Consider the following 15,415-nt stretch of genomic DNA (forward strand, 5'->3'; position numbering starts at 1 on the left):
GGAGGCAGCATGAGCCAGGAACAGAGCCCCTTCCACGCCGGCGAACTGGCGATCCAGGAACGCGCCGGCGTTCGCGAGCAGGTCGCCGGCTTCGGCAGCCGCGCGATCCGCACCTTCATGCCGGACCAGCATCGGGAGTTCTTCGCCCTGCTACCGCTGTTGCTGGTGGGCAGCCTCGACGCCGACGGCTACCCCAGCGCCTCGGTGCTCTGGGGCCCCCCCGGCTTCGCCCGTTCGCCGGAACCGACCCGCCTGCGCATCGACAACCTGCCGCAAGCGGACGATCCGCTGGCGGCCAATCTCGAGGCTGGCACCCGCCTCGGCATCCTCGGCCTGGAATGGCCGACACGCCGCCGCAACCGCATGAATGGACGGGTCCTGGCGCGGGACGGAAAGGGTTTCACGGTCGGCGTCGAGCAGTCCTTCGGCAACTGTCCCAAGTACATCCAGGCGCGCAGCCATCAGCCCGTCTCCAGGATCGCAAGTCCCGCGTTGCAGGGCGAAGGACTCGATCCGCGCTGGCTGTCGCTGGTCTCGCGCAGCGATACGCTGTTCATCGCCAGCCAGCATGCCGACCCGCTCAGGGGCGGCGTCGACGTCTCCCATCGCGGCGGGCCGCCGGGCTTTCTCCGGCTCGGCGCGGATGACCGCCTGTGGTTGCCCGACTACGCCGGCAACCGCCTGTTCAATACCCTCGGCAACCTGCTCCAGGAGCCTCGCTGCGGCCTCCTGTTCATCGATTTCGACAACGGCGACCTGCTGCACCTGCACGCCGAGGCCGAGCTGTTCTGGCCGGGTTCGCAGCCATCCATCCCCTGGCCCGCCGGCGCCGAGCGCCTGCTGGCGTTGCGCCCCGCAGGCTGGCGCTGGCGGCGCGGCCGCCTGCCGCTGGCATTCGGCGAGCCCCAGCCATCCCCTTTTCTTCCTGCCGGTGAATCTTGATGCCTTTCCTGTATCGCCTTGCCTCGTTGTTGATCGCCCTCCTCGTCCTGCCGGTGCAGGCGGCGGAAATGCGAGTCGCCCTGTTGCGCACCTCGGGAGTGGAAACCCTCGATGCGCTCACCGTCGACGGCGGCTCCTGGGTGCGCCGGGTGCCGCTCAGCCATACCGCGGTGCTGATCGAGCACCACGCCGCCACCCTGCTCTTCGACACTGGCCTGGGGCGCGACATCGACGCCCAGTTCCGCGCCGACATGCCTTGGTGGGCAGCGCCGCTGTTCGCTTACCAGAAAGTCGCCCCGGCGCGCGACCAACTGGACGCCGCCGGTATCCGCGTCGATCGCATCCTGCTGTCCCACGCACACTGGGATCACGCCTCGGGCCTGGTCGACTTCCCCGAAGTACCGGTCTGGGCACCCTACGAGGAGATCGCCTTCAGCCGCATCGCCACCCCGCCGGCCGCCTTCCCCAGCCAATTCCGCCATGGCGTGCGCTGGCGACCTTACAGCTTCGATCCGCAGCCGTTCATGGGCTTCGACGAAAGCCTCGACCTGTTTGGCGACGGCCGCCTGGTGCTGGTCCCCCTGCCCGGCCATACGCCCGGCTCGGTCGGTCTGTTCGTCACCCTCGACAGCGGGCGCCGGCTGTTCTTCAGCGGCGACACCAGTTGGCGACTCGAAGGCGTCGAAGGCCCACGGCAGAAGTTCTTCGCCGGCCGCGCCCTGGTCGATCGCGATCCCGCGCGCACCCTCGCGCAACTGGCGAAGATCCGCCTGCTGCTCCGCAGCGACCCGCGCCTGAGCGTGATTCCGGCGCACGATGCGCGGGTCCAGGCCGCCCTGGGCTACTTCCCGCACTGGCTGGAATAGCGGGAAAGCCCGTCCTAGACAGGGTTCGTGCCAATTCGCGGCCACCCTCGACTAATGTCTAACAGTGGCCGTCTTCCTGTAGTGCTTAAGTAACCGGGCTGTCACAGGCCGACGTGGCGTCACGCCGCCGCCATCGGCCTGCCCCAAGCGCTCGAGGAGACAATAACAATGAGCATGACCCCGATCGCCCGTGCCGTGGCTTTTGCCACGCTGGGTTCCAGCATTACCGTCCCAACCCTGGCCCATGCCGAGTTCATCAAGGACAGCAAGGCCAGCATCGAACTCCGCAACTTCTACTTCAACCGTGATTTCCGCCAGGAAGGCGCCAGCCAGTCCAAGGCCGAGGAATGGGCCCAGGGCTTCCTCCTGCGCTACGAGTCCGGCTACACCGAAGGCACCATCGGTTTCGGCGTCGACGCCATCGGCCTGCTCGGGGTGAAGCTCGACTCCAGCCCCGACCGCAGTGGCACCGGCCTGCTCAAGCGCGACCGCGAGACCGGCCGCGCCCAGGACGACTATGGCGAGGCAGGGATCACCGCCAAGCTGCGGGCGTCGAAGAGCACCCTGAAGATCGGCACCCTGACCCCCAAGCTGCCGGTGATCATGCCCAACGACAGCCGCCTGCTGCCACAGACCTTCCAGGGCGGCGCGCTGAACTCCATGGAGATCGACGGCCTGACCCTCGACGCCGGGCGCCTGAAGAAGGTCAACCAGCGCGACTCCTCGGACAACGAGGACATGACCATCACCGGTGGCGGCAAGCGCAACATCGTGGTCCGTTCCGGGCTGACCTCGGACAAGTTCGACTTCGCCGGCGGCAGCTACAAGTGGACCGACAACCTCAGCACCAGCTACCACTACGGCAAGCTCGACAACTTCTACAAGCAGCATTACCTCGGCCTGGTGCACACCCTGCCGATCGCCGACAAGCAGTCGCTGAAATCCGACATCCGCTGGGCGCGCTCCACCGACGACGGCTCCAGCAACGTCGACAACAAGGCGCTCAACGCCATGTTCACCTACAGCCTCGGCTACCACGCCTTCGGCGTCGGCTACCAGAAGATGAGCGGCGACACCGGCTTCGCCTACATCAACGGCGCCGACCCCTACCTGGTGAACTTCATCCAGATCGGCGACTTCGCCAACAAGGACGAGAAATCCTGGCAGGCGCGCTACGACTACAACTTCGCCGGCGTCGGCATTCCCGGCCTGACCTTCATGACCCGCTACGTCAAGGGCGACAACATCGACCTGCTGACCACCTCGGGCGAAGGCAAGGAATGGGAACGCGACATGGACATCGCCTACGTGTTCCAGAGCGGCCCGTTGAAGAACCTCGGGGTGAAGTGGCGCAACGCGACCATGCGCACCAACTACACCAACGACTACGACGAAAATCGCCTGATCGTCAGCTACACGCTGCCGCTCTGGTAACGGCAGGCCCCGCGGATAGCCGCGCTACGGCCATCCGCCCCTCCCCAGAGCCCCGCGGCGGAACGAAGAGGCCACCCTTGGGTGGCCTCTTTCATGGCGGGATGCCTCGCTCGCAACGTGCAGGACGGATAGCGCCTGGGGCGTTATCCGCCGATACCCCGCCGGACCAAGGAAGTCCGCCCCCTCATTCGTGGCTGATCGCGCCGATCTTGTGGATCGACAGGTCCGCGCCGTAGTACTCCTCCTCCTGGCTCAAGCGGATGCCCAGCAGCGCCTTCATCAGCCCATAGACCAACAGGCCGCCGGCGAAAGCCACCGTCACCCCCAGCAGGCTGCCGAGCGCCTGGCTGGCCAGGCTCACCCCGCCGAGCCCACCCAATGCCTGCTGGCCAAAGATGCCGCAGGCAATCCCGCCCCAGACCCCGCAAAGACCGTGCAACGGCCAGACACCGAGGACGTCGTCGATCTTCCAGCGCACCTGGGTCGCGGTGAACGCCCAGACGAACAGGGCCCCCGCCACCAGGCCGGTAGCCAGCGCGCCGATCGGATGCATCAGGTCGGAACCGGCGCACACCGCCACCAACCCGGCCAGCGGACCGTTGTGCAGGAAGCCCGGGTCGTTGCGGCCGATCAGCAGCGACGCCATGGTGCCGCCAACCATCGCCAGCAAGGAGTTGACCGCCACCAGCCCGCTGACCCCGGCGAGGGTCTGGGCGCTCATCACGTTGAAGCCGAACCAGCCGATGATCAGGATCCACGACCCCAACGCCAGGAACGGGATGCTCGACGGCGCCATCGCCATCAGCTTGCCGTCGCGATAGCGACCGTTGCGGCTGCCCAGCAATAGCACCGCCGCCAATGCCAGCCAGCCGCCCAGCGCATGCACCACCACGGAGCCGGCGAAATCGTGGAAAGGTGCGCCGAACTCCAACTTCAGCCATTCCTGCAAGCCGAAATTGCCGTTCCACACCAAGCCTTCGAAGAACGGGTACACGAAGGCCACGATCAGCGCCGTGGCGCACAACTGCGGGCCGAACCGGGCACGCTCGGCGATGCCGCCGGAGATGATCGCCGGGATTGCCGCGGCGAAGGTCAGCAGGAAGAAGAACTTCACCAGCGCATAGCCACTGTCCACGGTCAGCGCCGCCGCCGGGTGGAAGAAGGTCACGCCGTAGGCGATCCAGTAGCCGACGAAGAAATAGGCCAGCGCCGAGATGGCGAAGTCGGACAGGATCTTCGACAAGGCGTTGACCTGGTTCTTCAGGCGCACGGTGCCCACCTCGAGGAAGGCGAAGCCGGCGTGCATCGCCAGCACCATCACCGCTCCGAGCAGGATGAACAGGGTATTGGAGCCGTGGATCAGGACTTGCACCGCACTATTCAGGTTATCCATGGATTGAGGCAGCCTTCGCGCGTAGAGAGAAAGCACCAGAAACGCCCACGCCCGTCCTTCAACGCACCATGACGAAGCAGTAGTCGTCGTGCGAACCGCCGCTTTTCTTCGGCGGACGTTTCGCAAGGTGCCTGAGGCAGCATGGAAAGCTCCCGGACTTTCCTTGATTTTCATTGGGTTGGACGTTCATCCCGAAGTACCCTCCGGGAGCGCCTGGCGCCCTCGCAAGGGGCATTCCGGCCGACGTGCGCACCAGGGAATTGCAAGCGCCATACCAGTTCGCGCCCCGTTGCGAGGCAGCCGGATGGGCGTCATCTCGCCGCAGCCGCGCCGACAGGCACGCTGTGGCAGTCTTTAATGAAAGGAGCGCCGGGAGCGACCGGCAACGCGCGGAAATTACCCACCGGTTGAACCTTCCGCCCCGCGCTCGGCTCGAAAAAAACACACCCCATGACCAGAGGAGCTCGTCATGCCCCGCAAGACCACTGCAAACGCTGCAAAGGATGAACTGTTGGCTGAATTCCAGGCACTGGTCGCCGATACCGAGAAACTCCTGCAAAGCACCGCCGACGTGGCGGGCGACCAGGCGGAAGAAATCCGCGGCAAGATCCACGATAGCCTCAAGCGCGCTCGCGACACCTTGCGCGACACCAAGGACTCGCTGAAGGACAACGTCCGCGAACGCAGCCAGGCCGCGGTGGACGCCACCGAGGTGTACGTCGGCGAACACCCCTGGCAGAGCATCGGCATCGCCGCCGGCGTCGGCTTCCTGCTTGGCCTGTTGGTCAGCCGGCGCTGAGCCATGAGCGAAGGAAAGGACCCGGCGGACGGCCGCCCCTCCCTGCGGCGCTTCGGCGCCGCCTTCCTCGGCCTGTTGCACGGTCACGTCGAGCTGTTCGGCATCGAGCTGCAGGAACAGAAGGCCAACACCCTGCGCCTGCTGCTGTTCGCCGGGCTGGCCCTGGTATTCGCCCTGCTCCTGCTGGTCGGCCTGTCGCTGCTGGTGCTGATCGTGTTCTGGGACACCAACCGGCTCGCAGCGGCGCTCGGGTTGTGCCTGTTCTACGTGATCGGCTCGCTGTTCTGCGGCTGGCGCCTGTACCAGTCGATCAACGACGAAAGCTCGCCGTTCAGCGCCACCCTGGAAGAACTGGCCAACGACCGCGAGCGACTGCTGCCATGACAAGGAAACGCGCATGAGCCAACTACCGGTGAACGCGACCGGCCTGTCGCGTCGCGAATTGCGCAAGGCGGTGATCCGCCTGCGCCTGGAAATGCAGCGCCAGCAATTGCGCCGCGAAAGCCAACTGCTGGTGCAACCCTTCCGCCAGGCCCAGGGGCTGGGCCACAACCTCAGCCAGCAACTGTTCGGCGGTGGCAATGCGGCGCTCTGGGGCGCCGGCGGAGCCGCACTGCTGGGCGTACTGCTTGGCAAGGGCGGACGCTGGCAGCGTCTGCTGCGCCTGGGCGTCGCCCTGGCCCCGCTGTTGCTCGGCCTGCGCACGCGGAAAGGCCGTTGAAGGATGCGCCGACCGGCAACGGTCGGCGCCCTCCGTTTCCCCAACGCGACGATTGAGCTTGCCGAGGCAAACCGTTAGCGTGTCCGCATCGCCTCAGCGCATCCCTGGAATTCCCGATGGACTGGCAGACCCTGCTCACCCGCGAACGGCTCGGAAAGCCGGTACACAGCAACGATGAACTGGGCCGCAGCGCCTTCCACAAGGACCATGACCGGATCATCTTCTCCGGCGCGTTTCGCCGCCTCGGACGCAAGACCCAGGTCCATCCGGTCTCCAGCAACGATCACATCCACACCCGCCTGACCCACTCCCTGGAAGTCGCCTGCGTCGGCCGCTCGCTGGGCATGCGGGTCGGCGAGATCCTCCGCGAGGAGCTACCCGAGTGGTGCGACCCCAGCGACCTCGGGGTCATCGTCCAGTCGGCCTGCCTGGCCCACGACATCGGCAACCCACCGTTCGGGCACTCCGGCGAAGACGCGATCCGCAACTGGTTCCAGCAAGCCGCCGGACGTGGCTGGCTGGACGAAATGAGCGACGCCGAGCGTTCCGACTTTCTCCACTTCGAAGGCAACGCCCAGGGCTTCCGGGTCCTCACCCAACTGGAATACCACCAGTTCGACGGCGGCACGCGGTTGACCTACGCCACCCTGGGCACCTACCTGAAGTACCCCTGGACCTCGCGCCACGCCGAAGCGCTGGGCTACAAGAAGCACAAGTTCGGCTGCTACCAGAGCGAACTGCCACTGCTCGAGCAGATCACCCATAAGCTCGGCATGCCGCAACTCGACGACGAGCGCTGGGCTCGCCATCCGCTGGTCTACCTGATGGAAGCGGCGGACGACATCTGCTACGGCCTGATCGACCTCGAAGACGGCCTGGAAATGGAGCTGCTCGAATACAGCGAGGTCGAGGCGCTGCTGCTCGGCCTGGTCGGCGACGACCTGCCCGACACCTATCGCCAACTCGGCCCCAGGGACTCCCGCCGGCGTAAACTGGCGATCCTCCGCGGCAAGGCCATCGAGCACCTGACCAATGCCGCCGCCCGTGCCTTCGTCGACCAGCAGCAGGCCCTGCTCGCCGGGCAGCTTGCCGGCGACCTGGTGGAACACATGCACGGCCCGGCCAAGCTCTGCGTGCAGCGGGCCAAGGCCATCGCGCGGGAAAAGATCTTCCAGGACAAGCGCAAGACCCTCCACGAGATCGGCGCCTACACCACTCTGGAGATCCTCCTCAACGCCTTCTGTGGCGCCGCGCTGGAGCAATACGGCGGGCATACGCCGTCGTTCAAAAACCGGCGCATCCTCGACCTGCTCGGACGCAACGCGCCCGACCCGCAGTGGCCGCTGTACCGCGCCTTTCTCCAGGTGATCGATTTCATCGCCGGCATGACCGACAGCTACGCCACGGAAATGGCCCGGGAAATGACCGGACGCTCGAGCCCCTCCTGAACGGAAGGGCTCATACCGCAGCGGCCGCCAACTGCTCCTGGAGTTCCTCCTGCAACGCCTCCAGGGCCAGCCGGAGTCTTTCGCCAGACGCCTGCAGGCACTCCCCGTCGCCACCTCGCCGGCAGGCGTCCTCCAGGGCCTCGCAGGCCTCCAGCAGGGTACGCGCCCCGATCATCCGCGCGGCGCCCTTGATGCGGTGGGCATGCTCGGCGAGCCGGGTCCTGTCGCCCTCGCGCAGGAGGATGGCAAGGCGCTGGAGGTCCTGACGGTTGCTGCCTAGCAGGGTCTCCAGCAGTTCGCGCAGCCGTTCCGGGCGGCCGCCACCGAGGCTGCTGAGAGCGTCCGCGTCATAGAGCCCCCGGGGCTGCGCGGCGTCGCGGCCGAAAGAGGTCGCGAGGTAGTTGCGCAGGGTCTCCAGGCCGAGCGGCTTGAACAGGCAATCATCCATGCCCGCGTCGCGGCAGCGCTGTACCTCGTCCGGCTCGGCGTCGGCGGTATAGCCGAGGATCAGGATCGGCGCGCGCCGCTCGCACCGTTCCTGGATGCGTATCCTGCGTGCCAGCTGATAGCCGTTCAGGCGCGGCATGTTGCAGTCGCTGATCAGCACCTCGAAGCGCTCGTCGGCCCAGAGTTCCAGCGCCACCTGGCCATCCTCCGCTTCCGCCACCCGGTGGCCGAGAAACTCCAGTTGCTGGCGCAGCAGTACCCGGTTGGGCGGATAGTCGTCGGCGATGAGGATATGCAGGCGGCGAGACGGCTCCATGGATGCTGCCAGCGGGTCCTGGCCGGATTCAGGCATTTTCGGCCCGCACTGGCGCAAGAGCAGGTCGAGCGACACCCGGGTGCCTTTGCCCGGCTCGCTGTGCATCTCGACATCGCCGCCCATGAGGTCCACCAACTTCCGACAGATCGCCAGCCCAAGGCCGGTCCCGCCCTGCACCGTGCGTCCCTTGGCCACCTGGATGAAAGGCTGGAACAGGCGCGCCTGGTCCGCCGGAGCGATACCGATACCGGAATCCTCCACGTCCACCCGGACGATCGCCCTCCCCTCGTCCAGGCTCCTTTCCTGGAGACGGATCGTCACCTGTCCCCGCTCGGTGAACTTGATCGCATTGCTCACCAGGTTGGAGAGCACCTGCTTGAAGCGCAGGGGATCGATCAGCACGTCCCGTCCTGGGGCATCGTCCAGCTCCACAACGAGCCTCAGGCCTTTCTGCCGGGCCAGGCCTTCGAACATGCGGCGCACCGACTCCACGACATGGCGCAGGCGAACCCGCTCGGGCGTGAGGGTCAGGTGGCCGGACTCGATCTTGGCGACGTCGAGGATGTCGCCGATGAGCAGTTGCAGCGACCCCGCAGCCTCGTAGGCGACCTCCAGCGAGGCGCGTTCGCGCTGCTCCGGCGCCAGGCGCTGCAGGACCAGTTCGAGGATACCGATGACCGCATTCATCGGCGTACGGATCTCGTGGCTCATGGTCGCCAGGAAGACGCTCTTCGCCCGATTCGCCTCGTCCGCCTGGCGCATCGCCTCGCGCAACTGGCGGGCCAGGCGCTCCCGTTCGGTGATGTCGATCCAGCCGTTCATCAGGCCGAGCACCCGTCCCTGGCGATCCCTGTAGGGCGTGACCCAATGGTGGATCTCCAGCAATTGCCCGCCGATGCGCACCGCCATGTCGGTGAAGCTCGCCGTTCCTCCCCGAGCCACCGCCAGGCACTGCTGGTGCATGAGCCGTGCCTTGCTGCCCTCGACCCAGTCGGAATCGGTCAACAGGGTGCCGCGGGCCTGCTCACGGGTCATCCGCAGGCTTTCCAGGTAATTGCGGTTGCAGGCCAGCAGGCGACCGTCGAGCGTGCGGATGCTCACCGGGTAGGGAATCCCGTCGACCAGCGCCTGCTTCAATGCCAGGCGGCCGCTCAGGTCGGCTTCGGTACGTTGCCAACGCCTGAGCCTGAGCTGCAGGACGGTATTCCAGCCCAGGCATCCGACGCAGACCAGGCAGGCCACCAGCAGGCCGAGCACCAGGCTGGAAGGGGATGGCGAGCGCAGCCCGTCGGCAGCCTGGCGTAGCGGCGCTTCGTCGACCACATCGGCGTCCCCCGGACGATCCGGAGCGGGAATCCGGAGCATGGAAGCATATTCGCCAGCCGTCGCCCTCGCCGGAACGGCATATCCCGCCATGCAGGCGAATATGAGAAGCAGGCCGAGCATGCACGCACTGCGTTTCTGGAACTTCATTCGGTTCCGGCCCTTAGATAAGCGTATTGCGTTTGGCGAACTCGATGAGATCCACCAGCGAGCCGGCGTTCAACTTCAACAACAAGCGCGCCTTGTAAGTGCTGACGGTCTTGTTGCTGATAAACATCTGCTCGGATATCTGCTTGTTCGAATAACCCTGGCTGAGGTATTGCAATACCGATACTTCGCGATCGGACAGGCGTCCGAGCAATTCCACATCGTCGGAATAGGCGCCCTGTTGCACAGGACGCATGGCCGAGCTGGGAAAGTAACTGTATCCCGAGGCGACCGCATTCACCGCCGTCACCAGTTCGGCCAGTCCGCCCTGCTTGCAGACGAACCCGGCGGCGCCCGCCTGCATGCTGCGCAGGGCGAAGAGCGAGGCGCTCTGGCCGGTCAGGACGAGGATCTTCAGGGGCAACGCCAGCACCATCAGGCGGCTGATGACCTCGAGGCCGTCCAGCCTGGGAATGCCGATATCGAGGATGACCAGGTCCGGCTTCAGCTCCCGCCCGAGGCTGATGGCATCCACGCCATTATCGGTATCGCCGACGATCTGGTGCCCTTCGGCTTCCAGCAACATCTTCATGGCCATGCGAATCACGGGATGATCGTCGACTATCAGGATACGGCTCATTGTCTGATTTCCTTGCCAATAAAAATTCAGAAAAAATTCTCCTGAGCAAGATATAGACGGGAGCCATATTGTCGAGATATTCGATGGCAACTCATATACTTTAAGGAATATTCTCACGGAAACTTAATTTATTTCTTACGGCGAATTCAAAACCTCGTATATTGCCAAGCAATTGGCCTGGTTATCTGCATGAAAAACACCCGCATATATACGCGCTCTCCCGGCTCGTTATCTGCCAGAGCGAGTTGAATAGTTCGTCAGGGGCTTCGGAGTAATGCTATCCGCATGTACGGCCACAAGCCGCCGACATGCCTTCGGCAGGACAAAGGGAAGCACGACGGGCGCCGGGCCAGATAGCGCCGGAGCAGGATTGAAAGGGAGGGAAGACGCGACCGCCATCCTCGGGCGGGATGGCGGCGCTATCGCTTAGAGCTTCGGCAGGACAGGCTGTTCCGGGTACCAGGCGTCGACCAACGCGCCAACCTCGACGCTGGCCAGTTCCGGTTGCTGCTTCAACCAGGCCTCGATCAGGGCCCGCTGCTCTTCATTGACCGAGCCACGGCGCGCCAGGCAGACGAAACCGAATTCGTCGCAGCCGCCATAGGTCAGTTCGTTGGCTTCGATCGCCTGATCGATGAAGCGCAACATGAAAGCGTTCACCGCATCGGCATCCACGCCTTCCTTGTAGTGGAAGTTCAATTCGAAACCCAGCTCCTGGAATTCATCGACGCACAATTTCTTGCGCAGGCGGCGGGAACGATTAGTAGCCATGGCGGCATCTCCTGGATTGACGCTCCATTGGCGGAGCCTCGCATTACAGACAGTAGCCGACGCCGCTGGAGCCGCGGGCGAACCCCGGCAAGCTCCGCGCGGCGCGGCCGGATTGCCGGCGCACTCTACCAGTTCCGACCATTCGGCGATATGACGGCGAACTCCGCGAAACTCCAGCGCATCGTTATCCGCCTTGCGGCATAATGAGCAAGACGGCCTCTTCGCGTGATGCCCGTCTCTTTTTTCAGGTTCGCTTCGTTTTTCATCTTCATTTCATTTTCTACCCTCCGTCTTCAAGGGTTCTTCATTAATGTTCAAGTCGCTGCGTACTCTTGCCTTCGCCACGCTCCTGCCTTTCGCCCTTCCCACCCTCGCCCAGGTCAACGCCACCCTGCCGGCCAACGTGCAGAAAGCCCTGCAGACCAACAAGCTGACCGGCAACGATCTGTCGCTGGTGCTGATTCCGCTCGACGGCCCGGGCAACCCCACCTACTACAACGCCGACGTATCGGTGAACCCGGCCTCGACCATGAAGCTGTTCACCACCTATGCCGCCCTGGAAATGCTCGGCCCGACCTACCAGTGGAAGACCGAGTTCTACACCGACGGCCAGCTCAAGAACGGAGTGCTCAACGGCAACCTCTACCTCAAGGGCGGCGGCGATCCGAAACTGAACATGGAGAAGCTCTGGCTGCTGATGCGCGACCTGCGCGCCAATGGCGTGACCAAGGTCACCGGTGACCTGGTACTCGACCGCAGCTACTTCAACATCCCGCAGTTGCCGGTATTCAACGACGACGGCGGCGACGACACCAAGCCGTTCCTGGTCGGTCCGGACTCGCTGCTGGTCAACCTGAAGAGCGTGCGCATGGTGGTGCGCACCGACGGCAACAAGGTCAACGTGCAGATGGACCCGCCGCTGGCCAACGTACGCATCGACAACCAGGTGAAGATGACCGCGCCGGCCACCTGCCCGGCCTGGCCGAAGCTGCGCTTCAGCCCGGTGACCCAGTTCGACGGCACCACCCTGCTGGCCACCGGACAGATTCCCCAGGGCTGTAGCGCGCAGACCTACATGTCGCTGCTCGACCATCCCGGCTACACCGCCGGCGCGGTGCGCGGCATCTGGCAGGAACTGGGCGGCAGCATCCTCGGCAAGGACCGCCAGGGCAGCGTACCGCGCAACGCCACGCTGATCGCCAAGGCCTTCTCGCCAGACCTGGTCGAGATCATCCGCGACATCAACAAATACAGTAACAACACCATGGCCCGGCAGTTGTTCCTCTCCATCGGCGCGCAGTTCCGCAACAGCGCCGACGGCGACGACGCCCAGGCCGCGCAGCGGGTGGTGCGGCAGTGGCTGGCGCGCAAGGGCATCACCGCGCCGCGCCTGGTGATGGAGAACGGCTCGGGACTGTCGCGCCAGGAACGGGTCAGCGCCCGTGAGATGGCGGCGATGCTGCAAGCCGCCTGGCACAGCCCCTATGCAGCGGAGTACATCTCCTCGCTGCCGCTGGCGGGCCTCGACGGCACCATGCGCAAACGCCTGCGGCGCACCGCACTGGTCGGCGAGGCGCACGTGAAGACCGGCACCCTCAACACCGTGCGCGCCCTCGCCGGCTTCAGCCGCGACGCCAGCGGCCACAACTGGGTGGTGGTGGCGATCCTCAACAGCCCGCGGCCGTGGGGCGCTTCGGCGATCCTCGACCAGGTACTGCTGAGCCTGCACGCGCGGAAATAAGGCGCAGTACGAAAAAAAAGGCCGCCAGCGGTTGCCCGCCGGCGGCCTTTTGCATGAATGCCGCTCGCCTCAGCGAACGGTGATTCTCCAGGCCCGATGGATCTTCGGATTACGCGCGAAATCCGGATCGAGGGTTTCGCCAGTGATCTCTTCGACCGCATAGCGGGCCTGCACGCTCTCGTCCAGTTCGAACTTGCGGAAGTTGTTGGAGAAATACAGCACCCCGCCCGGCGCCAGCCGCGCCATGGCCAGGTCGAGCAGTTCGACGTGGTCGCGCTGCACGTCGAATACGCCTTCCATGCGCTTGGAGTTGGAGAAGGTCGGCGGGTCGATGAAGATCAGTTCGTACTGGCCATCGTCTTCCCGCAACCACTCCATCACGTCGCCGTGCACCAGGCGCTGCTTGTCGGAAAAGCCGTTGAGCGACAGGTTGCGCCGCGCCCAGTCCAGGTAGGTCTTCGACAGGTCGACGCTGGTGGTGCTGCGCGCGCCGCCCCTGGCCGCATGTACGGTGGCCGTGGCGGTATAGCAGAACAGGTTGAGGAAGCGCTTGCCGGCCGCCTCCTTCTGGATGCGCAGGCGCATCGGCCGGTGATCGAGGAACAGCCCGGTATCCAGGTAATCGGTCAGGTTCACCAGCAGGCGCACATCGCCCTCGCCCACCTCGAGGAACTTGCCCTCGCTGCTCTGCCGTTCGTACTGCTTCTTGCCGGCCTGGCGCTCGCGGCGCTTGACCACCACCCGCTCCTGGGCAACGCCCAGGGTCTGCGGAATCGCCGCCAGGGCGTCGAACAGGCGCGCCTGGGCTTTTGCCGGATCGATCGACTTGGGCGCGGCGTACTCCTGGACGTGAACCCAATCGCCGTAGATATCCACCGCCAGGGCATACTCCGGCATGTCGGCGTCATACAGGCGATAGCACTCGATCTCGTCGCGGCGCGCCCATTTGCCCAGTTGCCGGAGGTTCTTCTGCAGGCGATTGGCGAACATCTGCCCGCCCTCGCTCAGCCGTGCCGGCTCGCTCGGCGCCCGCGCCAGGCCTTCGTCGTTGCGTTCGCCACGCTCGCCGGTGACGAACTGGCGCGGCTCGACCTGGATCATCAGCAGCTTGCAGGCCAGCGCGCCGTTCCAGAACGCGTATTGCTTATGGCTGCGGATACCCATGCGCTTGCCCAGTTCCGGCGCCCCGGTGAACACCCCGGCGCTCCAGCCGATGCAGCTCTGGCGCAGGCGCTCGCCGAGGTTCTGGTAGAGATACAGCAGGCTGGCTTCGTCGCCGAGGCGCTCGCCATAGGGCGGGTTGCAGATCACCAGGCCGGTCTGGCCCTTGTCCGGGCGCGGCTCGAAAGTCGCCAGTTCGCCCTGGTAGATCTTCACCCAGTCGGCCACTCCGGCACGCTCGATATTGTTGCGCGCCGGCTGGATCAGGCGCGGATCGGCCTCGTAGCCGCGAATCCACAACGGCGGCCTGGCCAGGCCGGCCGCCGCGCGCTGCTGGGCTTCCTCGTGGAGCTTGCGCCACAGCGCCGGCACGTGCCCCAGCCAATTGCTGAAGCCCCAGCGCTCGCGCCTGAGGTTCGGCGCGATATCGGCAGCCATCAGCGCCGCCTCGACCAGGAAGGTGCCGACGCCGCACATCGGGTCGGCCAGGGCACCGCCCTCGGCGGCGATCTTCGGCCAGCCGGCACGGATCAACACCGCCGCCGCCAGGTTCTCCTTCAGCGGCGCGGCGCCCTGCTGCAGACGATAGCCGCGCTGGTGCAGGCTATGCCCGGAGAGGTCCAGGGAAAGGGTCGCCTGGCCGCGGTCGAGGTGCAGGTGGACGCGCACGTCCGGATTGACCTTGTCCACCGACGGGCGTCGGCCGGAGCGCTCGCGCAGGTTGTCGACGATCGCATCCTTGACCTTCAGCGCCCCGAAATGGGTGTTGTCGATGCCCGAGCCCTTGCCGCTGAACTCCACCGCCAGCGTGCCGCCGGCGTCCAGGTGGTCTTCCCAGTTCACCGCGTGGACCGCCATGTACATGGACTCGGCGTTCTCCACCGGGAATCGCGCCAGCACCAGCAAGACCCGGTTGGCCAGGCGCGACCACAGGCAGAGGCGATAGGCCACCTCCAGGCTGCCCTGCCCGCGCACCGCCGACACCTGGGCGCGCGCCTCGTCCAGGCCGAGCCCCTGCGCCTCTTCGAGGAGCAGGCTTTCCAGGCCTTTCGGGCAGGTCAGAAACAATTCGTAAACATCAGCCATATCGCCTTCCCGGGCCGTAGCCCTTGTCAGTGGAAGCACCCTCATGGGCACTTCTTTGGCACCAGGTGCCGTGGTTCGATTGCCGGAACGCTCCCGGCGTTGCTCGCTGCGACCCCGAGTCGCAGTCTGGGCGACCCTTCGTCGGAATGCGAGGAAATCTCAATTGGTGGGGGTGCAAAT

Annotated in this window: 13 protein-coding genes; 8 read left to right on the forward strand and 5 right to left on the reverse strand. The window is 65.4% G+C overall.

Annotated elements, in window-relative coordinates:
* Positions 1-9: 9 nt before the first annotated feature.
* The 3 genes from M6E97_RS08395 (at position 10) to opdQ (ending at position 3,242) form a co-directional block, all read left to right on the forward strand.
* Positions 10-942: a pyridoxamine 5'-phosphate oxidase family protein gene (locus M6E97_RS08395; protein WP_023095390.1), complete on the forward strand. Its 933-nt coding sequence runs from the start codon at positions 10-12 to the stop codon at positions 940-942.
* Positions 942-1,808, forward strand: a complete 867-nt coding sequence (locus M6E97_RS08400; RefSeq protein ID WP_023095389.1) for an MBL fold metallo-hydrolase — start codon at positions 942-944, stop codon at positions 1,806-1,808. The genes M6E97_RS08395 and M6E97_RS08400 overlap by 1 nt, the downstream gene beginning before the upstream one ends.
* Positions 1,809-1,976: 168 nt before the next feature.
* On the forward strand, positions 1,977-3,242 hold the full coding sequence (gene opdQ / locus M6E97_RS08405) for a porin OpdQ (protein ID WP_009313808.1): 1,266 nt from the start codon (positions 1,977-1,979) through the stop codon (positions 3,240-3,242).
* Positions 3,243-3,426: 184 nt separating this feature from the next.
* Here opdQ and M6E97_RS08410 read toward each other — a convergent pair whose 3' ends face one another.
* Positions 3,427-4,635, reverse strand: a complete 1,209-nt coding sequence (locus M6E97_RS08410) for an ammonium transporter (RefSeq protein WP_023095388.1) — start codon at positions 4,633-4,635, stop codon at positions 3,427-3,429.
* 469 nt (positions 4,636-5,104) lie between these two features.
* On the opposite strand from M6E97_RS08410, the gene M6E97_RS08415 reads away from it, so the two are divergent.
* From M6E97_RS08415 to M6E97_RS08430, 4 genes are all read left to right on the forward strand, one after another.
* A complete protein-coding gene (locus M6E97_RS08415) occupies positions 5,105-5,434 on the forward strand; it encodes a DUF883 family protein (RefSeq protein WP_003091262.1) in 330 nt (109 codons plus the stop codon).
* 3 nt (positions 5,435-5,437) lie between these two features.
* Positions 5,438-5,818, forward strand: a complete 381-nt coding sequence (locus M6E97_RS08420; protein ID WP_003091263.1) for a phage holin family protein — start codon at positions 5,438-5,440, stop codon at positions 5,816-5,818.
* 13 nt (positions 5,819-5,831) lie between these two features.
* Complete coding sequence (locus M6E97_RS08425) at positions 5,832-6,155, forward strand: hypothetical protein (protein WP_003130654.1); 324 nt, start codon at positions 5,832-5,834, stop codon at positions 6,153-6,155.
* A 116-nt stretch (positions 6,156-6,271) separates the two neighbouring features.
* The gene (locus tag M6E97_RS08430) at positions 6,272-7,603 is read left to right on the forward strand and encodes a deoxyguanosinetriphosphate triphosphohydrolase (protein WP_003091265.1); all 1,332 of its coding nucleotides are present in this window, start codon (positions 6,272-6,274) and stop codon (positions 7,601-7,603) included.
* A 10-nt stretch (positions 7,604-7,613) separates the two neighbouring features.
* On the opposite strand, the gene M6E97_RS08435 is transcribed toward M6E97_RS08430, so the two are convergent.
* The 3 genes from M6E97_RS08435 to M6E97_RS08445 all read right to left on the reverse strand — a co-directional run bounded on the left by M6E97_RS08435 (position 7,614) and on the right by M6E97_RS08445 (position 11,247).
* Positions 7,614-9,839 carry an ATP-binding protein gene (locus M6E97_RS08435; RefSeq protein WP_009313806.1) on the reverse strand — a complete coding sequence of 742 codons (2,226 nt, stop codon included), beginning with the start codon at positions 9,837-9,839 and terminating at the stop codon, positions 7,614-7,616.
* Between the two features lie 13 nt (positions 9,840-9,852).
* Entirely contained in the window at positions 9,853-10,476 is a 624-nt protein-coding gene (locus tag M6E97_RS08440; protein ID WP_003091268.1) for a response regulator transcription factor, read from the reverse strand.
* A 426-nt stretch (positions 10,477-10,902) separates the two neighbouring features.
* The gene (locus M6E97_RS08445; protein WP_003091271.1) at positions 10,903-11,247 is read right to left on the reverse strand and encodes a YggL family protein; all 345 of its coding nucleotides are present in this window, start codon (positions 11,245-11,247) and stop codon (positions 10,903-10,905) included.
* 310 nt (positions 11,248-11,557) lie between these two features.
* Here M6E97_RS08445 and dacB point away from each other — a divergent pair, with 310 nt between their 5' ends.
* Positions 11,558-12,988, forward strand: a complete 1,431-nt coding sequence (gene dacB, locus M6E97_RS08450) for a D-alanyl-D-alanine carboxypeptidase/D-alanyl-D-alanine-endopeptidase (protein WP_003091272.1) — start codon at positions 11,558-11,560, stop codon at positions 12,986-12,988.
* 69 nt (positions 12,989-13,057) lie between these two features.
* Here the strand turns inward: dacB and rlmKL are convergent, their stop codons facing one another.
* Positions 13,058-15,235, reverse strand: a complete 2,178-nt coding sequence (gene rlmKL / locus M6E97_RS08455) for a bifunctional 23S rRNA (guanine(2069)-N(7))-methyltransferase RlmK/23S rRNA (guanine(2445)-N(2))-methyltransferase RlmL (protein WP_033938041.1) — start codon at positions 15,233-15,235, stop codon at positions 13,058-13,060.
* Positions 15,236-15,415: the final 180 nt, after the last annotated feature.

Source organism: Pseudomonas sp. B111 (assembly GCF_026428275.1).
Lineage (GTDB): Bacteria > Pseudomonadota > Gammaproteobacteria > Pseudomonadales > Pseudomonadaceae > Pseudomonas > Pseudomonas aeruginosa.